We start from the raw sequence: 26,017 nt of genomic DNA on the forward strand, positions 1-26,017 counted from the left end.
GAAAGCGGTAGTTAGTTCGAGATTCGAGATTCGAGATTCGAGATTCGAGAAAAATAAGAGACAGAAGCCTCGCGATTGCGAGGCTTTTTTATGCAAGTAAAGCCTAAGATACAAAACCTTACTCATGCTCTACTTCTCTTACACGCCTTCAGTTTCCCACTCTTTACGTAGCGTTTTGGTTGCAGAAACAAGATTAGCTAACGCGGCTTCAGTTTCTGCCCAGTTACGGGTTTTGAGGCCGCAATCTGGGTTTGCCCACAAACGCTCTGCTGGAATCTTCTCTGCTGCCTTCTTTAGCAACCCAATGATCCACTCCTCTGATGGAATATTTGGTGAGTGAATATCGTAAACACCCGGTCCAATCTCATTCGGGTAATTAAACTCTTCGAACGCTTTAAGTAGTTCCATGTTCGAGCGAGAGGTTTCAATCGTAATCACGTCTGCATCCAGCGCCGCAACGGATTCAATGATCTCGTTAAATTCGCTATAGCACATATGCGTGTGGATCTGAGTCTCTGGCTTGGCACTCGCAGCAGAAACTTTGAACGCATCCACCGCCCATTCAAGATACTCTGCGTGATCCGCTTTTTTCAGAGGTAAGCCTTCACGAATCGCTGGTTCATCAATCTGAATAATATTGATGCCGGCCTCTTGCAGGTCTGAAACTTCATCCCGCAGTGCAAACGCTAATTGGTTAGCAATCTCTTTGCGAGAAATGTCTTCACGTGGGAAGGTCCAACATAAAATGGTCACAGGCCCTGTTAGCATGCCTTTCATCTGCTTAGACGTCAGAGATTGAGCATAGGTCGACCACTCTACCGTCACTGGCTTTTCTCGCTCAATGTCAGCCACAACAATCGCTGGTTTCACACAGCGAGAGCCGTAACTCTGAACCCAACCGAACTTGGTGGTTTGAAAGCCTGCAAGATTTTCAGCGAAGTACTCCACCATATCGTTGCGTTCAGCTTCACCATGAACAAGTACGTCTAGATCGAGCGCCTCTTGACGCTTAACCGCATCCGCAATATGCCCTTTTAGTGCTTGCTTGTATTCGGTGTCGTTTAGTTTGCCTGCTCGGTACGCGCTACGTTGAACTCGGATTTCACCGGTTTGCGGGAATGAACCAATCGTCGTGGTTGGCAGCAGTGGCAGCCCCAATACTTCAGACTGATGTGCTGCACGCTCAGCATAAGGTGCACTGCGCTCGCCTAACGCCTTGGTTAGCGTGTTGAGCCTCGCTTGAACCTGTGGCTTGTTCACATGGGTTGCTTGTTTTCGCGCTTCAATGGGTTGGCTGTAAGTTTCACAAGCCAAGATCGCGTTGGCGTCCCCATCAAGCGCCGCTCCCAACAGGCTAACTTCCGTTACTTTTTGTTTAGCAAAGGCAAACCACCTCTTCACTTCATCAGTCAGTGTCTCTTCAAGCTCTAAATCAACCGGACTGTGTAGCAGTGAGCATGAACTTGCCACCCACAGCCTCTCTCCTAACTCTGCCTTTACAGGTTGAAGTCGAGCCAGTTGCTTCGCAAGATCCGCTCGCCATACATTGCGACCATTCACCACCCCAGCAGACAGTACCCACTCATTTGGTAATTTTGATAGGACATTTTCTAGCTGTTCTGGTGCTGCCGCCAAATCAATGTGCAAACCGTTCACTGGCAGCTCAATAATCTTATCGAGCGTATCATTCACTGAGTCAAAATAGGTGGTCAACAGAAGCTTTACGTCTCCTCGAATCACTTGGTAAGCAAGCTTAAAGGCATCCGCCCATGGCTTTTCAAGCTCTAGTGACAAAATGGGTTCATCAATTTGTACCCACTCCACGCCAAGCTTAGCCAGTTTCGCCAAGATAGCTTGGTAAGCGGTTAATAAGCGAGGCAGTAAACTCAGACGATCAAAGCCCTCTTCTACCTCTTTACCTAAGTACAAGTAAGACAATGGACCTAGCAAGACCGGCTTTACTTTGTGTCCCGCTTTGACCGCTTCATTGACTTCATCAAACAGCTGCGGCCAGCTCACCTCAAACGCGTCATCTTTGCTGAACTCAGGAACAATGTAGTGGTAATTGGTGTTAAACCATTTGGTCATGTCTGAAGCCGCCGCGCCCGATTGGTCATGATTGTGGTTTCCAGTGCAGCATGATGTTTGAGCTTGAGATTGGCCACGCCCTACGCGGAACAAGGTATCTAAATCAGGGAAAGCTTTCTCATCTTCGTCGCCACCAGCATGGCGCTTTGGTACGTGCCCTAGAAGCAAGGTTGTGGTCAATACATGATCATACCAAGCGAAGTCACCCGCTGTCGTAAAGCTTAGGTTTGCGTCTGATTGAACCTGCCAGTTTCGTTGGCGGAGTTCACTTCCAACCGCTTTCAATGCTGCTTGGTCGATTTCGCCGCGCCAGTATTTCTCTAAAGCAAACTTGAGCTCGCGTTTTTCGCCGATACGTGGGTAGCCTAAAATATGAGTTGTTGTCGTCATGAGCCTGTTCCTTAATCACTATTATTTTTTAGATTCTGTTCAGACTGCCGATTGTAATTCGCAACCAAAGGCGTCTGGATGGCTAAACTATCTCGCCAAACCTACCCATGAACAAGTTCCAAATATTCAACCTGTTTATTAGTAATTCTCATGTTCATCGAATCATCTATGAGAATATTAAAAACATTTAGCCATCCAGATGTTTACACATCCACAAAAACGACGTAGGGTAGTTATTAAGAAATATTAACCATCAGCTTAGGAACTATGAGGGTTACTCATGATAGAGCTTAAACACCTGCGAACATTGACTACACTGCGTGATAGTGGCTCGTTGACTGCGACTGCAACGTCATTACACCTGACGCAATCGGCCTTGTCCCACCAGCTGAAAGATCTCGAGGCTCGTGTCGGGGGGCAGCTCTTTCTGCGTAAAACTCGCCCAGTCAAGTTCACTTCTGAAGGTGAAATACTGCTCAGACTAGCGGATGACGTATTACCAAAGCTTGCGAAAGCCGAGAACGAATTGGCGAGCCTCAAAGAAGATGTTAATGGCAGGCTACATATGGCAATTGAGTGTCACTCTTGCTTCCAATGGCTGATGCCAGCCTTAAAGGAATACCAAGTGGCTTGGCCGAGCGTGACCCTAGACTTCTCCTCCGGTTTTGGTTTTGAACCCTTGCCAGCGCTGATGGCTGGGGAGCTAGACTTGGTGATCACCTCAGACATTCAACCGCGCTCAGAAGTGCATTATGAGCCCCTGTTCGATTTTGAGATGCGTTTGATTACTGCCATTAACTCACCGTTGGCAGAAAAAGAGGCCATTCAGCCAGAAGATCTCATTGATCTGACCATGCTCTCGTACCCAGTACAAAAGCAGCGTTTAGATGTAGTAAAACACTTTTTACAACCCGCTGGCATTGAGCCGAAGAAATGGAAACAGGCAGACAATACCTTGATGTTGGTACAGATGGTTTCGGCAGGATTGGGCGTCGCGGCACTACCCAACTGGGCCATCAGTGAGTTTTCTAGACAGGGCCTGATTGCCAGCAAACCGCTAGGTAAAGGGCTCTCTCGCCGCCTGTTCGCAGCGGTTAGAAATTCAGACAAGGACAAACGCTACCTACAAGCGTTCTTCAGTACCGCTCGACAGCAGAGTAAGAGTCATCTTGATGGGATTAAAGTAGTTTAGAGGTCATCTTTAAATATACAGCCCAGCAGAAACAACAAAGCCACAGCGCATAAGTCTGTGGCTTTTGAATTTCTACCGATAGCTATAAGTTCATGGTTGGGTAGGTTCTATCGTCAACGTAGGTTCTACCGCCAACATAAGCTCTCTAGCCAACATAGGCTCTATCACCAATGTAGCCTCTATCTGGCGTATGACTTAAATTGATTGGTCAGTGGATCGTATTGGTATCCAAGCATGTCGAGCTTGCCGACAACACTCTCAATATCCATTTCATACATGCTGACTAGGTCTTCAAAGCTGTCACACTCTAAGCGAAGTTTTTCGTTAACTATCCCCAGCAAAATAATGCTATCTAGGCTTTTGACGTTGCTTAAATCCATCTCGTACTCCTTACGAACACATCGACTGATTTAAGTTTAGAACGACAATAGTAACCTCGCTTATTAACAGATCACATTTCTCACTCAAAAGCCCTCACTCGCCCAATAATATCAATAGGTCAGTGAGGGCTTGACCTGAAAACTAAAGAGCCCAAATAGGTTCTAAGCCAACAACCGCTGCGATTAACATCAACAGCGCCACCGCCAGTTGGACTTTCTCTGGTGTTTTTGCAAACAGCAGGTGCCAACACCAAACCACAATTGCAGAGATAAGTAACGCGAAACTAAACAACAGTGAAGTAACCATAGGTTCAAGCACCGACTCAGGCAGTGAGTAAACACCAAACACTGTTGTCAGTACGACTAACATGCCACTAAGAATACCTGCTACAGGTAGGATGCGATGGAAGGCTTGAAGACGCGTTCGAGCGATCGTCAATAACAGGTGTGAGAAAGCGCTACCCAACAACACCGTCAACAACAGTGACGAGATTAAGCTCACTACTGTCGCCTTCTCGCTTGCTTGAATTCCTACATAAGAGAGTGCCAAACCACAAGCTAGGTACATCACCCAGATTGGTCCTGCATCACGAGTCTTCTTAGTTTGCACTTGAGAGAAGAAGTAGAAGATGGCGAACACCACTAAGAAAGCCTCGACCTTGAGTGACGCTACCGCCAGCCAAAGTACACCAATCGCTGGTAACACTTTATGAATACGACCGCGTTGGCCCGGGCAGATATCGCCTTTCACTAAGATCAGCGTTAATACGAGTTGTGCACCCAGTAACATAGGCGCGAATTGCAGTAATACAGATTCGATCATTGGGATCTACTTATATGGACTTATTTTCGCAGAATGATATCAAAAACTGCTTGGAACACTAATCAAAATCATCAATTTGCTCGTTGTCTCGTATCCTTGGTCTATGCTCTTTCCAAGAATCTCTTCCCGGCACAGCTCTACGTGCTGCAATAGGGAAAGACACTAGAACTAACAGGGGCATGTTCTACTGGCTAGTCAGGGCGCATGCCGCTATAATTCCCGCCTCAAAAATCAGAGGTCGAAATATGTACAGCGATATCACTCCTATTCACGAACACAAAAAATACTGGGCCGAATGCTACGGTACAGCACCCTTTTTACCGACCAGTAGAAAGGAAATGGATGCTCTAGGATGGGACAGCTGCGACATTATCATCGTAACGGGCGACGCATACGTTGACCACCCAAGCTTTGGTATGGCGATCATTGGTCGTTTGCTTGAAGCTCAAGGTTTCCGCGTGGGTATCATCGCGCAGCCAAAATGGGACAACAAAGATGCCTTCATGAAGCTAGGTAAACCTAACTTATTCTTCGGTATCACCGCGGGTAACATGGACTCCATGATTAACCGTTACACCTCTGATCGTAAATTACGTCACGACGATGCTTACACGCCAAATAACGAAGGTGGTAAACGTCCTGACCGTGCAACTCTTGTTTACTCTCAACGTTGTCGTGAAGCTTACAAAGGTACGCCTATTGTTCTTGGCGGTATTGAGGCTAGCTTACGTCGTGTAGCTCACTATGATTACTGGTCTGACAAAGTTCGTCGCTCTGTCCTGTTTGATGCAAAGGCAGATATTCTTCTATTTGGTAACGCAGAGCGTGCACTGGTTGAAGTTGCACACCGCCTAGCCGATGGTGAAGAGATCGCGAACCTTACCAACATTCGCGGTACCGCAATCAACATTGCAGCGGCACCTGAAGGTTACAAGATCATCGACTCTTCTCGTATCGAAAAGCCGAATAAAGCTTATGTACCGGTTAACCCGTACGAAGTGGAAACGCAATGCGATACCAAAAAAGACGAAGAGCCAAAAGCGCAGCCAATTACTATCCGCCCTTCTCGCCATGATGCGAAAACAACAGCGGTTCGTATCCCTGCATTTGAAAAGCTTAACAACGACCGTATTCTTTACGCTCACGCTAGCCGCATTCTGCACTTAGAGACGAATCCATACTCTGGTCGTGCTCTGATTCAACGTCACGGTGATCGCGAACTTTGGGTAAACCAAGCACCAATCCCTCTCACAACAGAGGAGATGGACTACGTATTTGGCCTTGCATACAAGCGTGTCCCTCACCCTATGTATGGCAAAGCGAAGATTCCTGCTTACGACATGATCAAAACGTCAGTTAACATCATGCGTGGCTGTTTCGGTGGTTGTTCGTTCTGTTCAATTACCGAGCACGAAGGTCGTATCATCCAAAACCGCTCAAAAGAGTCTATCTTGGATGAAATCGAAGACATTAAAGAGAAAGTACCTGGCTTTACGGGCACTATCTCTGACTTGGGTGGCCCTACGGCGAACATGTACCGTCTAGGTTGTTCGGACCCGAAAGCGGAAGTGAACTGTCGCCGTCCATCATGTGTGTTCCCTAAGATCTGTGAGAAACTAAACACAGACCACAAACACACTATCGACCTGTACCGTTCAGCGAGAAAAGTACCAGGCGTTAAGAAGATCATGATCGCTTCAGGTGTTCGCTACGACCTAGCGATTGAGTCTCCAGAATACGTGCGTGAGCTTGTAACGCACCACGTAGGTGGCTACCTGAAGATTGCTCCAGAGCATACAGAGAAAGGCCCACTGGATCTGATGATGAAACCGGGCATGGGTACTTACGACCGCTTTAAAGAGATGTTCGAGAAGTACAGTGCGGAAGCGGGTAAGAAACAGTATCTGATCCCTTATTTCATCTCAGCTCACCCGGGCACAGAAGATGAAGACATGCTTAACCTTGCGCTTTGGCTAAAGAAGCACAACTACGAGTGTGACCAAGTACAGAACTTCTACCCATCGCCAATGTGTAACGCGACGTCGATGTACTACTCAGAGACAAACCCTCTGAAACGCGTTAAGTACAAGAAGCGTGAAGATATCCCAGTGCCAAAAGGTGACCGTCAACGTCGTCTACACAAAGCACTATTGCGTTACCACGATCCAGAAAACTGGAAGCTAATCCGCGAAGCGCTAATCGACATGGGCAAGAAGCACCTAATTGGTGACAAGCCGGGTTGTTTAGTGCCTGAGGATGACTTTGATGCACAAACCCCTGCCCAACGTCGTAAGTCTGGTCGTCACGGTGCGCACCGTTTCGCGACTAAACACAGTAAATCGCAACCGGGTCTGGGCGGCGAGAAGCCACGTAACCATTCAGGCAAAAAGCCAGGTGGTAAGAAGCCTAATAGTAACAACGGCCAAAGTAATGGTCATCAGGGCAACGGAAATGGCGGCGGCAACGGTCGTAAACCAGCGAGCGGTTTCATTAAGAAAGGTCCGGGTGGTCAATCTCAAGGAAACGGCAAACCAAACCGCAACAAAGCAGGTAACGGTCAAGGTGGCAAACCTTCTGGTAATGGCAAGAACCGCCAACGTGCAGCGCAACGCTAACTGCTAGTCTCTACGCTAACTCTTAGCCACAACGCAAGAGCTCAGTAGCAAAACGAAAACTCTTCGCGTTAAACGACAAAAGTCCAAGTGATTTCCCACTTGGACTTTTTTGTTTCTGTACGACGCTGTATAACTAAGCTTGAGTCTGTTTAAATACCCAAGCTTTGCTGAGTAAATAGTTACTAACCATGCCCACCAGCACCCCGACGGCCATCGCCAAAAATAGCGCGCCATAGAATTCAGGTAAAACGATCGTCAATAGCTTGAAGCAGATTAAGTTAGGTATAGCTGAGAATAGTGCCGACGCCATAAATTTTTGCCACTGGCGAAAGTCATCTCTGCGTGACCCTGTCCCCTGGTAGGCAAACGTCAGCACTCTATTTCCGAGCCAAGTGCTGGTCGCCGCAACAAAGAACGCCAATACCCTCGCCCACATAACGGGAACCTCACCGATAAAATGAAACAGGGCAAAGGCGCTGCAATCAACGACAAAGCCACCAGCCCCCACACAAGCGAACTTAATCAGTTGGTGATGAGACCTCAACACGTTTTCAACGCTTGAGGCCATCGATTTACAACGATATAGCACTTTCATCATGAAACTTCATCGCAACAGGTTCAGCTACTGTTTTTGCTTTTGCTGATAGTGGCTTACAACTAAACAGAGCGCGTTTTTTCTTATCAACCGGCTCTAGCACACAACTAAACGCGTTATCCTGTATCACTGTTTCAACGCTCGCCTTCTTGCCTATCAAATAGAATTTACTGCTGGTATCCACATCTGAAATGTCATCGACCTTCTTCGCTTGTCCCAAGCTATAGAACTGACCAGAGAAAGGACGCTTGCCGATGTAGTAACTAGGGGCGTCGTCTTCGATATGATTGAAGATAATTCGATCGCTTTTCTCATTCGCTTTGCCAAGGTTCAAGTAAACCATGGCAATCATCAGTAGCACAGGTAGAACTAACGCCACACTTGAGAACCATTTCTTATCTTTCTCAACCACCAGCATTGCAACCAACAAGCCTAGTGCTGGGATACCCGGCAACACATACGCAGGTAGAATATTGCCCGCCATTGTGAAAAGCAGCAGTGGTGAAATAAGCCAGCAGATTAAGAAAGAGAATAAGCCGCTGTTAGTTTCATTCTGCTCTTTGATTTTATGGCGACGAACAAACGCCAGAATAGGTAGAACAATCGACCAAGGCGCTGCAGATTGAATCCAGAATACCCAGATCATACCGCGCGCTTCATCGTGTGCCGAGCCATAAAGATCGCCTTCCCAACCACTTACGACAAAACGTTTAAAATGCTCGCCAACAATAAAGTAATCAATGAACCCCGGTGTTGCGATCTCAGCCATGATGTACCACGGCAGGGCAATCGCCAACATCAGCACTAAACCCGAAACAATAGGGAAACGCTGCCATAGCGCCTTAAATGCCCCGATAAACCCGTGCTGAAGTACCAACCATGGGAATACAGCGATACCCATAATCACAATCGCGACAGGCCCTTTCGCTAACAGACCACAAGCAAGACCAATAAAACCAACGTAGCCCCATGCATTGTTTGTGCGTTTGCTGCCCTCTCCTTTCCAACAAAGGTAGAAGCCTAGCATCGCGATTGTCATGGCTAACGTCAGTGCGATATCTGTCATCACAGCACCCGCGGCGATAGAAAAAATGCCGCAGGTTGCCAAAACGATCGCTGCAACCAATGAGTTTTGGCCAGTACGTTTCGCAAAATAAGCGATTAAAACAATGGTAAACACGCCTGCTAACCAGTGAGGAGCACGCACAGCAAACTCACTCAAACCAAAGATTTCGATACCTACGGCACTCATCCATGTAAACAAGGGTGGTTTGCCCCAAAAAGGCACACCGTAGTCAAACTGCGGCGTAAGCCAGTTTCCCGTTTCCACCATCAGGCGAGCCATTTCGCCATAACGTGCTTCGGTTGTATCCATCAATGGATACGTAGCCAGTGACAGCAACCTAAGAATTAGCGCAAAGGCTAATAAATACCACAGGTGCGTTCTGTTCAGGCTCATGCTGATTCCTCTAATTTATACGTTGTTTTTAGCGCCGGTTTATCGACGACAGATTGAATAAGGTAAAGCGGGCGATTTTTGGTCTCGATAAAGATGCGGCCAATGTATTCACCCATCAAACCGATGCTCAACAGCTGAACACCACCGAGTGCAAGCTGCACCACCATCATTGACGGGTATCCAGTGATTGGCTCACCAAAGATCAGGGTTTTGAAGACGATAAACATGCCGTAAACAAACGCACTGAGGGCAACGAGACTACCAAGTGCAGTGGCGATACGTAGAGGTCGGATTGAGAAAGAAGTGATGCCATCCATCGCCAAACCCAGCAACTTTAGGTAGTTCCATTTGGTTTCACCACAGAAGCGCGGATCACGTTTGAATTGCACCGTCGTTTGTTTAAAGCCCGGCCACGAGAAGATACCTTTCATGTAGCGATTACGCTCTGGAAGCTGATTGATATGATCGACAACTTCTCGGCTTAACAGACGAAAATCCCCAACATTCTCAGGTACATCAATTTTCGCAGCGGCGTTCATCACACGATAGAAGCTGGCGGCAGAGAACTTTTTAAACCAAGTTTCGCCATCGCGCTGGCTGCGCTGCATATTGACCACGTCATAACCTTCACGCCATTTCGCGACCATATCTGGGATAAGCTCAGGGGGATCTTGAAGATCAGCATCCAATAAGATCACAGCTTGACCTCGGCAATGCTCCAAGCCTGCGCTCATTGCCGACTCTTTACCAAAGTTACGCGAAAGACCGATCACTGAAATCGAGCTAGCTATCGACTTAAATCCTTCGACCAGAGCGAGGCTATTGTCATTGCTGCCGTCATCGACATAAACAATTTCACTTGAAATAGGCAGCTCATCGAGAACCTTAGTTAAGCGAGCGTGAAATTCAGGTAGCACTTCTTCTTCATTGAAAAAAGGAACAATGATGGAAAGTGATACTGCAGGGCTAATCTGAGGCTCGCTTGAACGGCGCGAGTTAATGTGAAGTTCAGTCATAATACGGTCTTCTATTTTTGATTCCGTAATCAGACTAATACCCCATCCATGAAAGTTATGTTATTGACATATTTTTCACGTCAATTCAGGATGATCGTTATAACTAATTAAGTTCATATAGGTAATGAGATGAAACGAGTTCTGCTGGTTGAAGATAACCGTGAAATAGCGGGGGTGTTATTCGACTATTTCGAGTGCATTGGTATGGAGCTCGATTACGCCGATAACGGCGAGCTTGGATTGCAGCTCGCAATGGAGAATTCATTCGATATCATTATCCTTGACCTGATGCTACCGCGCATGGATGGCCTGACTGTCTGTAATAAATTGCGTGAAAACGGCAATAGCACTCCCATTCTTATGCTGACAGCACTGGATAGCCGAGATGACATGCTCGCAGGCTTTGAACATGGCGCTGACGACTATCTCACCAAGCCATTTGACCTCGATATTCTTGAAGCGCGCATGAAGGCTCTAGTTCGCCGTTACCATGGTACGGTTGCATCAAGTAAATTGGAGTTTGGTGAAATCAGCATCGACCAGAAGACACGTAAAGCCTACCGACAAGATAAACTCTTGGCACTTAACCCAACCACTTACACGATTCTTGAGATGTTGTGTAAGAGCGCTCCTGATGTCGTAACCCGTGAAGCGATCTCTTATAAACTTTGGGAAGAAGATGAACCAAACAACGATGTACTACGCAGCCATATCTATCAATTGAGAAATCAATTAGACAAACCTTTTGATCAACAGATGCTGATTACCGTGCCTAAGGTCGGATTTAGACTGGAGTCCAACGCGTGATATTAAATGTACTTAGCAGCACCAAAAGCCTGACTGGTCGACTCGCCCTGTTCTTTGGGTTGATGGCCGTTATCATCACCGCCTTTGTCTATGCGGTCTTTATCGCTGCTTTGTACTTATCGGAAGACCGTGTGGGTGAGAGGCGTATACTGATTGACCGAAACTATGCGGTGACTCTCTTTGAAGCCGGAGCCCAAGGTGAAGTGCGTATTGATGACCTGACCACTGCCTTCAACGATAAAACTCTGATACCAGAACGCTATCAAAAATACATCGATAGCAAAGAGAGCTTCATCGGAGAGGTAGGCGATGAGCCATATTCTCGCATGGTTTATATCGGTCAATACTCTCACGAAGGTGTGACCTATCCTCTTATCCTGCTCTCAGAGATAGACAGAATAGAATTTAACGTCACAGAGCTGCTCTATGCGACCTCATTTGTTCTCACATTGTTAGCGATACTTATCTTCAGTTTCGGGGCACTACTTTACCGCCTCTCTCAACGATTAATTGAGCCATTTAATTCACTAGCAAAACAGTTAGAGGGCAATAAAAACAACCTAAATCAAGAGTTTTCGGTTCAAGATGGCGCTGCGGTAGAGTTTCGACAGCTTACCAACCAACTCAATGAATATCGTCGTGAGATCAATGCGTTAGTAAAACGTGAGCAGGCTTTTGCTCGTTACTCTAGCCATGAGTTACGTACACCACTGACCGTTGCTCGCGGCTCCAACAAACTCTTGCTACGAAGTCAGATGACGGATTTCCAGCAACGACAAGTTAAACGCGTCGATGAGGCGGTATCGCAGATGTCAGAGATGGTCGATGCCCTACTCGGCTTAGTGCGATATGAGCGTAATCAAGACGACGCACCCATTCGACTGTTTTGCCAACAAGAACTTGAGCAAATTATTGCCAAAAACTCTGCACAAGCGAGTGAGAAACAGGTTGAAGTCGAGCTGGAAGTAGAGGGAGAACCGAGTGTTCGCGCTACCAGTGCCATTCTTAACATGTTGATTGGCAATCTTCTAAGAAACGCCATCGCGGCAACCAATCAAGGTAAAGTTAAGGTTACCCTGACTCAACAACTGATCAGTATTCAAGACCAAGGTGAAGGTCTCACCGAACAATACAACCCGAGTGGGCATGGGCTTGGTCTGTTGATCGTGGATGACTTATGTAACCGCTACAACTGGGACTTTGAGCTCTTGAATCACCGAGATGGTGGCTGTGTGGCACTGGTGGTGTTTGATCAATCGCAGACACCATCGTCATAACTCAAACCGGCGCAGCAGAATCAAGGTTTGGACGAACTAATCAACCAAACTTTGATTCAAACGGTTTACTTGAGTCACTCGCTAGCGGATACTGCGCCACCCAAATATCTAGCCTGTGCCGAATAGCACCGATATCGCATGAAACTCAACAACAGCCCGATCACACAGCATCAATTTAATGGTCGTACTTTTTTCTTAAAGCGCGACGATCAATTGCACTCACATTTCAGTGGCAATAAAGCGCGTAAGTTCATGCAGTTACTGGAAGAAGAACACCCAAACATAACAACACTGATCTGTTACGGCTCAGCGCAAGCTAACTCTCTATTGTCATTGGCGGCACTGGCGAAAATCAAAGGCTGGAATTTGGAGTTTTATGTTGATCACTTACCTCAATGGTTAGTCGATAAGCCGATAGGTAACTACCGTGGTGCACTCGATCTTGGTGCGAAAGTGATTAGTATGCAGGTTGTCGCGAGCCAGCTTCATCCAAAAGACTATATCGCACAAGTCAGACAGCCTGGGCCAGAGTGCATCGTGCTTCCAGAAGGTGGGCGCAGTCAGATGTCTGAGTACGGAATAAAGCAGCTAGCGATGGAAATCTTAAGCTGGACACGTTTCGAATCGAAGCACGATTTTGTTGTTGCTCTACCGGCTGGTACAGGCAGTACCGCGCTTTATCTTCACAAACACCTCAAAGTGCATAATATCCCAGTGATCACTTGTGCTTGTGTTGGTGGTAATGACTACTTAACGCGTCAGTTCAATGAACTTGGTGAAGATGACCATCCACACATTCTACCTCTAGAATCCAAACACCACTTCGGCAAGCTATACCAAGGTGACTACCAAATGTGGCTCGATCTTCTGCATGAAACCGATGTTGAATTCGACCTTCTTTACGACCCTTTAATGTGGCAATGCCTTGCACGATGGCAACAAAATAATCCAGAGAAAACCATCATCTATATTCATCAAGGCGGTTTGCTTGGCAATGAATCCATGCTACCGCGCTATCAACGTAAATACCCAGACCTCGGTGTCGACACAACCGAAGACTGGTAAGCAACCCAAGGCTCGCAATCGAAGCAACCTCCCGTTTTGGTGCTCCTAACCATGCAGCCTTGAACTTCTTTTCTATACTTTGCATTGGGAAAATACCGACAGGAAGGACCTATGCAAATTCGAACGGCTCTATCTTTACTCAGTGCAGCACTCTGCGCGCCTGTTATCGCAGGCGAGAACATACCCTATACCGTCGATGGCCTTGAATACGAAGGCTACTGGAGTGAATCCAGTGACAACGCACCTTTAGTACTACTTGTACATGATTGGGACGGATTGACAGACTACGAGAAAAAACGCGCTGAAATGCTCAATGAGCTCGGCTACAACGTGTTTGCTGTCGATCTTTTCGGTAAAGGCATTCGACCAACCGAAGTGAAAGACAAAAAGCAGCACACTGGGGAGCTCTATAAAGACAGAGAGAAAATGCGTTCTCTACTCATGGGCGCTGCAGCTCAAGCTGAGAAACTGGGTGGTAATCTCGATAATAATGTGATGATGGGATACTGTTTTGGTGGCGCAGCCGTACTAGAAGCAGCCCGAGCAGCCATTCCATCCAAAGCATATGTCTCTTTCCACGGTGGATTATCAACACCTGAAGGGCAAGACTATTCTCAAACCCCTTCTCAAGTGGTCATTTTCCACGGTACTGCAGACGCTATGATCTCGATGGCTGACTTTGGCGGTCTTGCAGAGCAACTGGAAGAAGCAAATGTCGATCATGAAATGCTGACATACAGCGGCGCACCACACGCGTTCACTGTTTTTGGTTCAATGAATTACCAATTGGAAGCCGACCAAAAGTCGTGGGCACGTTTTACCGAAGTACTTGAGTCTGCAACACAGTAGTCATCGGGTTTCTATAAGCCTAAACACAAAACGCCTCCAAATTCCTTGGAGGCGTTGACGATTATATTTTTGTTTAGGCTAACTTTTCTAATCTCGTATCTCGTATCTTTAGGATTTTACTGATATCGAGCCACACTCAGATCATCACTCTCAACTTCAGGGACCTTACCACTCACCACACTAGCGAGAATTTTTCCTGAACCACACGCCATGGTCCAGCCTAAGGTGCCATGCCCAGTATTGGTGTAGAGGTTGCCTACAGGGGTTTTACCGATGATTGGCGTGCCGTCTGGGGTCATTGGGCGGAGCCCTGTCCAGTATTCTGCTTTGGCGTGGTCGCCCGCTTCAGGAAACAGATCCTTAATCACCATATCTATAGTCGCTTTGCGCTTCTCAGGGATATCAAAATCAAAGCCTGCCAACTCTGCCGTTCCAGCAATTCGAATTCGATCATCAAAGCGTGTCATTGCTACTTTGTATGTCTCATCCATCACCGTAGAGGTTGGAGCCTTATCTGCGTTAACAATCGGTAGCGTTAACGAGTAACCTTTCACTGGGTAGACAGGCACGTCAATATCAATCTTCTTAAGAAGCTCGGTAGAGTAGCTCCCTGTCGCTAGCACAAAAGCGTCCGCCGTTAGCTCACCCGCACTGGTGTTGATACTGGTTATAGACGAACCCTGTCGATTCAATGAATGTACTTCTGTATCAAACTTAAAATCGACGCCGAGTGCTTTCGCTTTTTCGGTCAGCTCTAAACAAAACTTATGGCAGTCACCTGTTTCGTCTCCCGGTAAATACAACCCGCCGACTAACTTATCTTGTACAGCTTTGAGCCCAGGTTCCACTTCAATGCACTCGTCAACATTCAAGAGACGGTGTTCGATACCACTCTCTTGCAGTAGCTTCATGTCCTGCTTAATCGCCTTAAGCTGTTTAGGGTCACGGAACACTTGCAGGGTCCCCTGCTGACGCCCTTCATAGTTGAGAGATTCCGACTCGCGAAGCTCTGTTAAGCAGTCGCGGCTGTAGTTAGCAATACGCAACATACGTGATTTGTTAACCGCATACTTGGATTGGCTGCAGTTTGCGAGCATCTGCGTGGCCCATTGAATCAATGCCGGTGAGAGCGATGGCTTAACCTTTAATGGAGCGTGCTCCTGCGTCAGCCATTTTAGTGCTTTAACAGGAATTCCCGGTGCCGCCCAAGGCGATGAATAGCCATAAGAGATCTGCCCCGCATTGGCAAAACTGGTCTCCTTACCGCTGCTGTCTTGACGGTCAACGACTGTCACCTTGTGCCCTTCTTTAGCCAAGTACCAAGCACTGGTTAATCCAATCACGCCACTACCAATAACCATCACTTCCATTGCTCTGCCTCTGTCTATCGCAACATTTTCGTAACTTTGAGACACTTTATGAAGCGCATGTTGACTTAACAAGCTTACAAGTGTTGACTATAAATCAATTCGAGAGGTTTAACGCTTAGCACATGGGGAGCGTGTTACATTTTTGAAGAGTTATGACGAATAAACAAGCCCTCATAAGTAAAAAGCACCGCTGAAAAAACGTTATTCAGCGGTGCTTTTTAATTCAAACCTTCGTTATCGAGCTAACGAGCGGGTTATCTATGCCGATACAGCAGCATCAAGAACTAAGTTCGGTCGGATAAGCTCATAAAGACAATCTAATTCTTCACCAGAGCGAAATCTTCGCTGAATCATTCCAGCAGCCATATGCGGATGACCGCCACCAAAGCCAATGCCTTTGTCGTTCAAAGAACGTTTAATGATTTTGGCGACATTATTCTCAGAGCATTCGGAGCGAAGTGAAATAAACGTCTTGTCACTGGTTCGTGCTATCAGTACAACAATATCCAACTCATCGACGCTCAAGAGAAAATCGCCCAACACACCCAACATGTTCTTTGGACACCCTTCCGGTAGCACAGCGAAGGCGGCATTCTTCTCTCGTCGCATGCTCGCAAGCATCGAATTGAAAAGTTGCAGCTCCTCAAATTGCACCTGATTACGACAAATCTTATTCACCATCTGGTTGTCCGCTTTGGCTTGCAGATAAGCCAGAGCTTTAAGATCGGCTGCGCCAACACTTCTGGTGAAGTTTGCCGTATCAAAACTCAAACCCACTAATAGTGCCGTCGCCACACGCTGAGGCATGGTTAACGAAAAATACTGATAATATTCGACCATGATGGTGGCAGTAGAACCATAGTGAGACCGAATATCACTATACCAAACTGATTCCGGAGCTTGCACTTGATGGTGGTCGATTACGCCGACCTCTTCACCCGTAAAGTCGGTAATGTTTTTCTCACCGATACAGCCATCAACCACGATGATTTTATCATCCGGCTGTAGTTTCAAGTCTTCTGGCTTATATATTGGGATCTCAAGCCAGTCTATGAGGTTTCGTAGCGATACCCTATCAATATGCCCTTGAAAGGTGATGAACGGATTCAAACCCTGTGTTTTGAGCAAGTACGCCAACGCATAAGCGGAAGAGATCGCATCATGATCGGGAAAATCATGCGCTTGAACTATCACTCTTTTATTCGCTTTTAGCCTATCAAGAAAAGCTTTAAATTCAATATTTGCCATTATTCAATTGCTCATCAAATACTAGCCTCCGAGAAGGCTAGAGAGAAAGAAGTTCTAAATCTTGTTAATTAAGCGGTACTCAGTATTAGACAGAATCGCTTCTTCTAACGCACCCACGCCTAATGTGCTGTAACCGTAAAAGTTCGGTTTCGCATTCATACGCAGTGACTGAACAGTGTCTACAATGTTCTCATCCATTGTAAATGCATCGACCACTTCAGAAAGTAACTTCTTATTATCTTGTGACATCGGTGAAATAAACTCGCTGACGCCACTGATTGAAGAATATAGGTAGCCAAACTCACCACCGTTATTTTCTTCAATATAGTAATTACCCGTTCTCGCAAACGATGCTCGGATTTCATTAACACTCTCAATAGCACTAAAAGAGTGAGAGAAGAAATCCGAACCACCGGCATGCTCTAGAGTTTCGGGTGCAAATCCTTCATTCGGAAATACCAGATAAGCGACAATGGCGTTATCACGCGTGATAGCCGAAAGAATGAAATTATCGTCTTGATAATACTTAATCACATCGTTCGTTGTTGCGCGCTTAATATAGACGGGTGCACCGAATGTTTGATCTAACGTTTCAGCAGATGAACGAATATAAATCTTATCCAGCTTTCTATGTGATGGAATATCCGTCATTTGAGACAGGCCAAAATCAAACATCTTTTCTAATGCATCGAAGCTGTCATTAAAGCCGCCCAAAGCAATAGAGATAACCGAGACCAAACCAATGGTGCGCGCTATCCCGCCCTTCTTTTGCTCTTCCAAAAGCGACTCTTGCGCATCCTGAAGTTCTTGCAGTTCTTCTTGTATATCTTTTTGAATATCTGTGGTTTGCTCTTGAGACATGATTAACCTTTAATCTCGTCGATCTTATCCATTAAAGCCTCTGTACCGTCTTCCGCTTTTTCTTGCACTCGCTCAAACGCATCAGTATCCATGATGCTTTCAATTTCATCACTGTAATTTAGACCAAGGTAAATACCCACACCGATAAACACTAACGCGAAAATTTTAAACATAGTTACTCTCTACTCTTCCACTAATAGAAAAGTACATGCCAACAACATGTACTTTATTTTTGTTCTACTTATCTTATTTATGACTTAATAATTACTTATACAGTGCAATACGACTGTTTACTTTCTTTAAGTAATTCTTGGTTTCATCGTATGGCAGGTTAGCGACCAGTTGGTCATAGACTTCTTGTGGCGTCAGTTCATTAATCACCTTAGAAGCTTTGCCAATACTGGTAGAGCGATCTTTATTAAATGCTCTCGCCACGTTGCCCGCACCCGTGTTATACGCCGCAATCACACAGTACAAACGACTTTCGTCATTCTTGATCTTACGTAGATATTTGCTGTTCAAGATATCTAGATAAGCCGTGCCGGTTTCTACGTTAATCACGGGTTGATATAAATCGGCCACTTTCATCGGCGCATCAATATTGCGGACTTGCTTGTTCACATCATGTCCGGCGCTGGTTGGTACGACTTGCATCAAACCAAATGCTGGAACGTGCGATTTCGCATCAGGACGGAAAGCCGATTCCGAGTGCATGATCGCCATAATCAATGCCGCATCAATTTCCCAGTTTTGACTCTCTTTCTCAGCTAATGCACTGTACTTACTTGCACGCGCTTTTAAGCTGTTTTCAGGAAGCTTAACTTTGTAACTCACCACCTTTTTCGGTTTCACTGGTGTAGCAGTTACTTCCACTACAGGCGCAGGTTTTACAGCAGGCTCAAGTTTCACAGCATGAGTTTCAGGAACGTTTTCAGCTGCGTTCTCTATGGTCTTTTCAACCACTTTAGAAGCCGGCTTTTTCTCTGCTGCTGGCTTTGGTTCTGAAACGGCCTGTGATTTAGCGACTTCTTTAGGCGGCTCTACTTTTTTAACCGGTTCAACGATTTCGACCTGAGGCTCTGGTCGTGTTACTTCAATTCCGTGTTTAGCACGCATTTCGTCGTACAGCTTAGTTTGTGCTGCAATTCGCTGTTGCGCTTTGGTCAGAAGTGCCAATTTTTTATTGTGAGCACGCTGATAAATGAAGGAATCTGGAATACCAGTGTTCGATTGAATAAGACGCTCAGCTTGAACATCAAGCTCATTCATTTGACTTTGCGTCTGTTCGATTACAAAGTCCTTTTCTTGTTGCTCTTTTTCCAAAGAGTAGAGAACAGCATGGTCTTCCGCTTTCAATTCGGCCAGTTCAACACTTTGCCCTTCCACTTCAACAGGAATCTCTTTTACAAGCGCTTTGATCTCTTCAGGCGTGCTGTCTTCATCAACCAAAACAGATACCGTCGCGGTATTACTTTCATAATCAACGGCAGTCTTCACTTGATCGTCTTGTGAATACTCGACCTGTTTGGTTTGAGAGGAAACTTCACCTTCGCCCCAACTCTTAATCAGATCGCTACGGCGTTGATCAAGGTTGTTTGTGTATTCGTCACGCCATGCTTCGTATTCATCTAAGTAAGCATTTACGTAAGCGTGGAACTCTTTGATCTTGTCTTCTTGAGACTGACTGGCTTTAACAATCGCGTTGTCTAGCTGTTGTTTCTGGTCTTCTGTTAGGGCCTGAGCCTGAGAACTCAAAACAGCTGAGATCACAGCAGCCAAAACAGACTTTTTAGTCATTTGGTACATGGTTCACTCCAAGGTATAGAGAGACAAAAGGCCACTCAAATGGCGGCCTTTTTCACTTTAATCATCGATATCTATCGGTTACTTTTTCAATGATTCGAACGCTGCCGCAAGATCTGCTGCTGCTTTTTCGTTATTGAATTGATCCCACAGTGCAGAATCTTCACCAGTCACTTCATCGATTACCTTGTTCATGTTCGCGTCGTATGCCGCCTGGTCCATACCGACTAGAACATAAAGACCACCTGTTGGGCTTGCTTGGCTTACGATAACGCGGCTGTTGGTAAGTGTTTTGTTTACAACCGACTTAGTGATGTTTTCGAATGTCTCTTTAACATCTTCGGTTACAACAGTGGCACCACCAGCAGCTGAAGTTGACGTTACGCCCTCTGTCGCCGCTTGGAACAAGTTGCTCACGTCCGTTTCAAATTCGGCAGCAAGGTTTACACGCGCGTCATTAACAGCGATCTTACGCATCACACTCATACCCGCTGCACTTTTCTTAGCGTAGCCCTTAGCAGCAGTAGCGATATCAGTAGGGATCACATCACAGATCCAGCCTGGAGCCGATACCGTAGGTGCATCAGGGAAGGTACAAGGCGCAAAGTTTTGTGTTTCTTTAACGGTCGCGTTGTTGCTCTGACAGCCAGCTAGAACCGCTACTAGCGATGTTGCAATAAGTAGTTTTTTCATGGGTTATATTGTTCCCTTAGCGGCTCTTTCAGCTTTTTCTAGCTGACATGGAAGATCAGTAATAGCACACTCAATACTTGAAGCGTCTACTTTGCCCATGGTGCCTTTTTTCATTTTTAGTGAGACTTCTTCGTCGATCACAACCCAAGAGTACTTGTCGGTTACTGCGTTAATTTCGTTGTTTACAACGTAGCCTTCACCGATTGGGTGAATTTCAGTTTCGCCTTCCATCGATTTCATCGCATTTGAAAATAGAATATCTGTACCCGGTTTAATTTTCTTCTGCTTACCCATCGCAATACGTACTTGCGTACCAACAGCACATTGACGCATCTCTAACACTGGAGCACTTGCTGCTAGCATTTGGCTCAAATCGGTAGAATATTTTACCGCTTCTGTTGCCGCTTTCGCCGCCATTGAGCCGTAGCCCGCTTCGCTAACCGGACAACGAGAGTTGCTGGTTTCTGATGAAGAGTAGTAGTCGCCTTCAAGCTTAATGCGCTTCATCACTTCCATGCTTGGTAGAGCAACTACTTTTGCAATCGCCTCTACATCAAAGTCATAGCTACATGACGCTGGAACAACCTTAGTCTCGCCTTCATCGTTCTCGTAAGTACGACGCTCGCTGAAAGAGGTGCTCAAGTCAGCACGAGTGATCTCTGTGATAACCGCGTAATCGGCGATTGGTACGCCTTTGCTGCTTAGACGACCGCTTTGTTCAGCCAGCTTGATCTCGCCTTTTACTTTGTTGGCAATTTTACGATCAACAAGGTTTGCGCCCGTTGCATCGATCTGCGTTTCTAGCGCATTTCGCATTGCTGCCTGCATCTTTTTCGATGCTGAGCTCTTGAATTCAAGGTCTACAGGCAGGACAACAACCTTAGTGTCATCTGAAGAAGGCAACTGAATATCAGCCGCTTCGATTTCTACGCGTGTATCAGGCGTACATACTTCACTTACCGTTGCACAACCAGACAAAGTTGCAAGTACAGCACCAGCCACCAGTGTTTTCTTTAACATTTATTCGCTCCGAACATGTTCGTTTTATTTTATTTTTCTAGAATCTGGAGTTTGCTATTTGATTAAACCTAGCGCTGTCCAAATCCCTTGTTCTTTTACTTGCTCATCGAAATGGCGAGCTGCCCCTTCGTCGGCATATTTGTAGTTAGTAACAGAATTACCCGTCGAAATAATTTCACTACGAGATACTGTTTTCGATTTCATGTTGACCACTTTAATATTCGAAACCAATGTAGAAATAAATGCGTCACCCACTTTATTTCTGCGGCGCTCTGAATCCACCTTCAGAATATGTGTTTGGTTCTTTTTCTTAGATGTCGATGTGGCAATATTAAATTGAGAAAGCTGGTTGCCTAGTAACTGAACTGCCTTGCTCGATTCGCGATCAGATGAAAGGCGAATATTGATTTGGCTACTGACTTCTTCGTGCGTAACCACCAGTTTCTCGATTGAACTAACGTCCGCTTTATAGTCAGGTATCAAAGGTGCGAGCATAGCAATACGTACTGACGCGTCGTGCTGCATCTGATATGCGGTGCGGTTATCCAACCACCAAAGCAGTCTGTCTTCATGCTTTAGGGCTGTGATTTCTCGCTGAGCTTTGCGATTAATCTCTTCAATTTCACGTATTAACTGCTGAGTCACTAAACTCTTCTGTATTTTAACTTCGACAAATGCTCCGAGATCGTTCTCTTCCATCTGTAAGTATTCAATACCATTTAGAGTCAGTGACTCCGTTTTAGTGTTTACTTTATTGTCGACTAAGCTATTCGAGAAGCCAGAACCATTTGTTTCTCGCATGGTATCGCGCATGTAAAAACTGGATTCAACTTGAGTCCATAGCTTCTCGTTAATGTTGTTTACAGCGATTTTTTTTGCGTGAGATAACGTACGTGCCTGAGCAACGGCATAGATATATTCATCGTTATCAACCTTTGGTTTGGAATACCATTCCGGTTTGGTTGATTGGCATCCAGAGATTATTAATACCGAAATTAAGGCGATAAGAAAATGAGCAACATTTCTGTTCAAAGACATTTGAAACCGATATCTAAAAAATTTGGCGCAATCTTATATACACATTTTAAAACATTCAAATACCTCAAATAACATCTTTGATTTATTTTTAATCTAATTATGTCTAGTTTTTATTTCTTTTTTGATCACCATTCGATCGATTATCGGTAATTTAATAGTTTTAATAATACAAGACACTGTTTATAAAGGTTTTTATCTCACTTATGAAACAGAGGTGAATTAATTAATTTTTAAATATAAAACGTGAGACAAGTCTTGAAAAAATCCGTTTCAAGATTAAAAAATACACATATTTTTTATTGTTTTTATGATACTCATTCAATAAAAAAAGAACAATCGATCAAAAACAGACCAATTTCAGAATTCACTGTAGATTAAAATTCGCCCTTTTTATTAATACTTAAATTAATTGGAACATTAAATAATCATGTACCACTACTTAGGTCTGATCATTAAATAAGCAACTAGCGGTAAGTGAGGTTAAGTTATATCCGATATTGGCGTAGTGACATAGGATTTATATTTAACATCCCACCGTTATAACATTTAAAATTAAACGAAAGTTATCAACATAAATAACATATAGCATTGTTATCGATTAATTACACATTAGATAAGAAACGAGTAGTGGATAGAATAAAAACGTAGATTATATTGACAATTAGAATGTCGGATATGCTTTAGGAAGAGAGTTGAAGTGTTCTTGTTGGCAAAAAAATCGGCCTCACTAACGAGACCGATTTAAAACCGTTTAATGAATTGAGCATCGCTTGAGTTAAGTTACTTCAGCGCAAGCAACTTATCTGTGAACTCTGCAAAACCATAACCGCCGGGATGAGTCATCACCACCACAGGACGGTAGGCAAGACGCTCCCAATAATGCTCGATATTTGCCACGCCAACACTGTTGGGCAATACCTCAAACATGTACTGATCATTCATTGAGTCGCCCACATAGCAACTGCGTTTGATTATTTCATCGGCTGACAGCCCTTTCTCCTTAAGAAAAGCCGTAGCTGTCGCCTTTTTTGAGTGCTCACCGTACCACGCATTAATATGAATCGAACTTGCAGTTGCATGTGCGCCTAACGCATGAATCTTGGCCACCAGTTCTTCAATCACTTGCTCATCAACACGAGGGCGATTTTGTCCAATATCAATCGCGACTTCACACAATCGATAGGACTGGTCCAGTGTTAACTCTAAATCTGGATAGTCTTTCAATATCGCCAATACTTGTTGTTTAAGTTGTTGCTGTTTCTCATTGATCTCTGCCATTGGGACGTCTGATCGCAGTGTTAAATAGCCGTCTTTCTTTTCCATAATAAAAGCGCCATTTTCACCGAGTACGGCATCAACAGGCCAAAGCTGTGCAATATGATCACACCAACCAGCGCAAGCGCCCGTTACCGCGACCACTTTCTTACCAGCATCACGAAGCTTTTTTAGTGCAATCAGCGTCTCAGGTGGCAACTCGCCTTTCCACGTTAATGTGTCATCAACGTCCGTTAAAACCCAATCCACCTGTTTCCAGTTTTCGTTTAGTTGATTCGTTACCGAATTCATTTCTACACCTCTAAATAATGAATAACGTTGCAGTGTTAAAGCAAATTCGGCAAAAACATCACCAAACTTTCCGAGAAAGTCAGCAACATTAGCACCGTCAGTAGCGCCAACAACAAAGGAGCCACTTCTTTAACGAAGTCGACCATTCGAACTTTTAAAATTGAACAAACCGTGAACATCATAGAGCCGAACGGTGGTGTTACACCGCCAATCATAATGTTCACAATTACGATGATGCCAAAATGAACCGGGTTTACGCCCAAATTCAATACAGCAGGAAGCAGCAGTGGCGTCAGGATGATCATTGCTGCACCGCCCTCAATGAACATACCTACCACCAGCAACAAAACGTTGATCAGTAACAGCAGAACCAGCTTGTTGTCTGTTAGCTCAATCAAAGCCGATGCAACATTGTGGGGGATCTGCTCCAGTGTCATGTAGTAACCGAAAACCATCGCGCCGATGATAATGAACATCACACTACTGGTCCCCTGCACCGTCTCTCGCATAATTTGAGGAATGTGTTTGAAACTCAACTCTCGGTAAATAAACGCACCGATAATGACACACAGCAATACGGCAATCGCACCAGCTTCCGTTGGCGTGAATAGGCCAAAACGCATCCCTAGAATAATGCCGAACGGGATCAGCAACGCCGGTATCGCTTTCAAAAAGTAGTGAAAGCGTTCTTTTGCGGTCGCCGGCTTCGAGCGTGAAGGTTTATAGTTTCGCTTACGAGCGATAAACCAAATGGTGACCATTAAGGACAGAGCCATCAAAAACGCTGGTACATAACCCGCGATGAACATTTGGTGCACGGAAACGTTCGCCAATAGAGCGAAAATAATCAAGTTAATGCCTGGTGGAATAACAGGGCTAATACTTGAAGATGCTGCAGTCACAGCCGCAGTAAACGGTAAGTCGTAGCCGCGTTTGGTCATCTCAGGTGCTAAGATTTTTGACTGCATCGCAGCATCAGCATTGGCTGAGCCTGAAATACCGCCCATCAGAGTACTTAGTGCGACGTTAACCTGAGCTAATCCGCCTGTCTTATGACCAATCATTGAATCAGCAAAGGCAAGGAGACTCTTACTGATCCCAGCATAATTCATCACTGAACCCACCATAATAAAAAATGGAATAGCGAGCAGTGGAAATGATTCCGTAGAGCTGATGAACCTTTGCATTACCAAGGTCACAGGAATCGAGTCATTGATAAACAAGAAGTAAACCATTGCTGAAGAGATCAATGAGAACGCAATCGGAATATTCAGTAGGAAAAGAGCAAAGAGAATAAAAATAGGAAGATAGCTTTCCATTATGAGCACCTACTGCTTAGAACTTTTAAGGGAAGCCAAATCGTCCACAATGAATTTAACGGTGTGGATAGCCATTAGGCAAAAACTGAGCACCAATACACCATTGATCGCGAAGTAAGACATGCCCATCACTGGTGTCACTTTGTTCGATAACATTAAGTACTGGTAGCTAAGAACAGACATCAAGATATTGATGCCCAAAAGGAAAATATGGACACACAGTTTGAAAATGCGCTTCGACTGTTCTGGCAACATAGCAACAATCACATCAACGCCCATATGAAGTTTGTGCTTGTAACATGAGCTAATACCCAGATAAACAGCCCAGATAAAACAGATCACTGAGAGCTCTTCGCTCCAAGGTACAACAAAGCCAAATCCATAGCGCAAAACAACGTTAACAATCACGACAAGTACTGTGATTGAAATAGCAATCGACGCTAAGATTTCTTCAAGGTTTCTTAATAAAAACAAAAGACCCTCCTAGATTTACCCACTATTAGTGCTGCGAGTAAACAGGAATCAAGCGACCCAAAACTAGTG

The 26,017-nt window shown here is 45.2% G+C and carries 23 protein-coding genes; 6 read left to right on the forward strand and 17 right to left on the reverse strand.

Annotation, left to right across the window (positions count from 1 at the left end; genetic code table 11):
- Positions 1 to 138: 138 nt before the first annotated feature.
- On the reverse strand, positions 139 to 2,478 hold the full coding sequence (gene metE, locus KI655_RS04205) for a 5-methyltetrahydropteroyltriglutamate--homocysteine S-methyltransferase (RefSeq protein WP_285402055.1): 2,340 nt from the start codon (positions 2,476 to 2,478) through the stop codon (positions 139 to 141).
- 280 nt (positions 2,479 to 2,758) lie between these two features.
- Here metE and KI655_RS04210 point away from each other — a divergent pair, with 280 nt between their 5' ends.
- Positions 2,759 to 3,670: a LysR substrate-binding domain-containing protein gene (locus KI655_RS04210; RefSeq protein ID WP_285402056.1), complete on the forward strand. Its 912-nt coding sequence runs from the start codon at positions 2,759 to 2,761 to the stop codon at positions 3,668 to 3,670.
- A gap of 179 nt (positions 3,671 to 3,849) precedes the next feature.
- On the opposite strand, the gene KI655_RS04215 is transcribed toward KI655_RS04210, so the two are convergent.
- Both KI655_RS04215 and KI655_RS04220 read right to left on the reverse strand, forming a co-directional pair.
- Positions 3,850 to 4,050 (reverse strand): DUF4250 domain-containing protein, encoded by a 201-nt coding sequence (locus KI655_RS04215; protein ID WP_285402057.1) that lies wholly within the window; start codon positions 4,048 to 4,050, stop codon positions 3,850 to 3,852.
- Positions 4,051 to 4,192: 142 nt separating this feature from the next.
- Positions 4,193 to 4,873, reverse strand: coding sequence for a hypothetical protein (locus tag KI655_RS04220; RefSeq protein ID WP_285402058.1), 681 nt, complete (start codon positions 4,871 to 4,873; stop codon positions 4,193 to 4,195).
- Between the two features lie 245 nt (positions 4,874 to 5,118).
- On the opposite strand from KI655_RS04220, the gene KI655_RS04225 reads away from it, so the two are divergent.
- Complete coding sequence (locus KI655_RS04225; protein ID WP_285402059.1) at positions 5,119 to 7,488, forward strand: YgiQ family radical SAM protein; 2,370 nt, start codon at positions 5,119 to 5,121, stop codon at positions 7,486 to 7,488.
- Between the two features lie 133 nt (positions 7,489 to 7,621).
- Here KI655_RS04225 and KI655_RS04230 read toward each other — a convergent pair whose 3' ends face one another.
- From KI655_RS04230 to KI655_RS04240, 3 genes are read right to left on the reverse strand one after another with little or no spacing between them, the layout of a single operon-like run.
- Positions 7,622 to 8,086 (reverse strand): GtrA family protein, encoded by a 465-nt coding sequence (locus KI655_RS04230; RefSeq protein ID WP_285402060.1) that lies wholly within the window; start codon positions 8,084 to 8,086, stop codon positions 7,622 to 7,624.
- Positions 8,061 to 9,542: a glycosyltransferase family 39 protein gene (locus KI655_RS04235; protein WP_285402061.1), complete on the reverse strand. Its 1,482-nt coding sequence runs from the start codon at positions 9,540 to 9,542 to the stop codon at positions 8,061 to 8,063. The genes KI655_RS04230 and KI655_RS04235 overlap by 26 nt, the downstream gene beginning before the upstream one ends.
- On the reverse strand, positions 9,539 to 10,558 hold the full coding sequence (locus KI655_RS04240; protein ID WP_285402062.1) for a glycosyltransferase family 2 protein: 1,020 nt from the start codon (positions 10,556 to 10,558) through the stop codon (positions 9,539 to 9,541). The genes KI655_RS04235 and KI655_RS04240 overlap by 4 nt, the downstream gene beginning before the upstream one ends.
- Positions 10,559 to 10,687: 129 nt before the next feature.
- Here KI655_RS04240 and KI655_RS04245 point away from each other — a divergent pair, with 129 nt between their 5' ends.
- The 4 genes from KI655_RS04245 (at position 10,688) to KI655_RS04260 (ending at position 14,556) form a co-directional block, all read left to right on the forward strand.
- On the forward strand, positions 10,688 to 11,365 hold the full coding sequence (locus tag KI655_RS04245) for a response regulator transcription factor (RefSeq protein WP_285402063.1): 678 nt from the start codon (positions 10,688 to 10,690) through the stop codon (positions 11,363 to 11,365).
- Positions 11,362 to 12,642 (forward strand): HAMP domain-containing sensor histidine kinase, encoded by a 1,281-nt coding sequence (locus KI655_RS04250; protein ID WP_285402064.1) that lies wholly within the window; start codon positions 11,362 to 11,364, stop codon positions 12,640 to 12,642. The genes KI655_RS04245 and KI655_RS04250 overlap by 4 nt, the downstream gene beginning before the upstream one ends.
- Before the next feature lie 138 nt (positions 12,643 to 12,780).
- Positions 12,781 to 13,707, forward strand: a complete 927-nt coding sequence (locus KI655_RS04255) for a pyridoxal-phosphate dependent enzyme (protein WP_285402065.1) — start codon at positions 12,781 to 12,783, stop codon at positions 13,705 to 13,707.
- A 111-nt stretch (positions 13,708 to 13,818) separates the two neighbouring features.
- Positions 13,819 to 14,556 carry a dienelactone hydrolase family protein gene (locus tag KI655_RS04260; protein WP_285402066.1) on the forward strand — a complete coding sequence of 246 codons (738 nt, stop codon included), beginning with the start codon at positions 13,819 to 13,821 and terminating at the stop codon, positions 14,554 to 14,556.
- 116 nt (positions 14,557 to 14,672) lie between these two features.
- Here the strand turns inward: KI655_RS04260 and KI655_RS04265 are convergent, their stop codons facing one another.
- The 11 genes from KI655_RS04265 to KI655_RS04315 all read right to left on the reverse strand — a co-directional run bounded on the left by KI655_RS04265 (position 14,673) and on the right by KI655_RS04315 (position 25,948).
- The gene (locus KI655_RS04265; protein ID WP_285402067.1) at positions 14,673 to 15,926 is read right to left on the reverse strand and encodes a D-amino acid dehydrogenase; all 1,254 of its coding nucleotides are present in this window, start codon (positions 15,924 to 15,926) and stop codon (positions 14,673 to 14,675) included.
- A gap of 258 nt (positions 15,927 to 16,184) precedes the next feature.
- Complete coding sequence (locus KI655_RS04270) at positions 16,185 to 17,174, reverse strand: bifunctional oligoribonuclease/PAP phosphatase NrnA (protein WP_285402068.1); 990 nt, start codon at positions 17,172 to 17,174, stop codon at positions 16,185 to 16,187.
- Positions 17,175 to 17,228: 54 nt separating this feature from the next.
- Positions 17,229 to 18,035, reverse strand: coding sequence for an ETEC_3214 domain-containing protein (locus KI655_RS04275; protein WP_285402069.1), 807 nt, complete (start codon positions 18,033 to 18,035; stop codon positions 17,229 to 17,231).
- Positions 18,036 to 18,037: 2 nt separating this feature from the next.
- Entirely contained in the window at positions 18,038 to 18,208 is a 171-nt protein-coding gene (locus KI655_RS04280) for a hypothetical protein (RefSeq protein WP_285402070.1), read from the reverse strand.
- Between the two features lie 91 nt (positions 18,209 to 18,299).
- The gene (locus KI655_RS04285; protein ID WP_285402072.1) at positions 18,300 to 19,841 is read right to left on the reverse strand and encodes a transglycosylase SLT domain-containing protein; all 1,542 of its coding nucleotides are present in this window, start codon (positions 19,839 to 19,841) and stop codon (positions 18,300 to 18,302) included.
- 78 nt (positions 19,842 to 19,919) lie between these two features.
- Positions 19,920 to 20,531 carry a lipoprotein gene (locus KI655_RS04290; protein ID WP_285402074.1) on the reverse strand — a complete coding sequence of 204 codons (612 nt, stop codon included), beginning with the start codon at positions 20,529 to 20,531 and terminating at the stop codon, positions 19,920 to 19,922.
- A 3-nt stretch (positions 20,532 to 20,534) separates the two neighbouring features.
- Positions 20,535 to 21,551 (reverse strand): hypothetical protein, encoded by a 1,017-nt coding sequence (locus KI655_RS04295; protein ID WP_285402076.1) that lies wholly within the window; start codon positions 21,549 to 21,551, stop codon positions 20,535 to 20,537.
- 54 nt (positions 21,552 to 21,605) lie between these two features.
- Complete coding sequence (locus tag KI655_RS04300; protein ID WP_285402078.1) at positions 21,606 to 22,589, reverse strand: LPP20 family lipoprotein; 984 nt, start codon at positions 22,587 to 22,589, stop codon at positions 21,606 to 21,608.
- A 780-nt stretch (positions 22,590 to 23,369) separates the two neighbouring features.
- A complete protein-coding gene (locus KI655_RS04305) occupies positions 23,370 to 24,155 on the reverse strand; it encodes an HAD-IIB family hydrolase (protein WP_285402081.1) in 786 nt (261 codons plus the stop codon).
- 35 nt (positions 24,156 to 24,190) lie between these two features.
- Positions 24,191 to 25,474, reverse strand: coding sequence for a TRAP transporter large permease (locus KI655_RS04310; RefSeq protein ID WP_285402082.1), 1,284 nt, complete (start codon positions 25,472 to 25,474; stop codon positions 24,191 to 24,193).
- 9 nt (positions 25,475 to 25,483) lie between these two features.
- The gene (locus tag KI655_RS04315; RefSeq protein WP_285402083.1) at positions 25,484 to 25,948 is read right to left on the reverse strand and encodes a TRAP transporter small permease; all 465 of its coding nucleotides are present in this window, start codon (positions 25,946 to 25,948) and stop codon (positions 25,484 to 25,486) included.
- Positions 25,949 to 26,017 lie beyond the last annotated feature (69 nt).

The organism is Vibrio sp. D404a (genome assembly GCF_030248535.1).
Classification (GTDB): domain Bacteria; phylum Pseudomonadota; class Gammaproteobacteria; order Enterobacterales; family Vibrionaceae; genus Vibrio.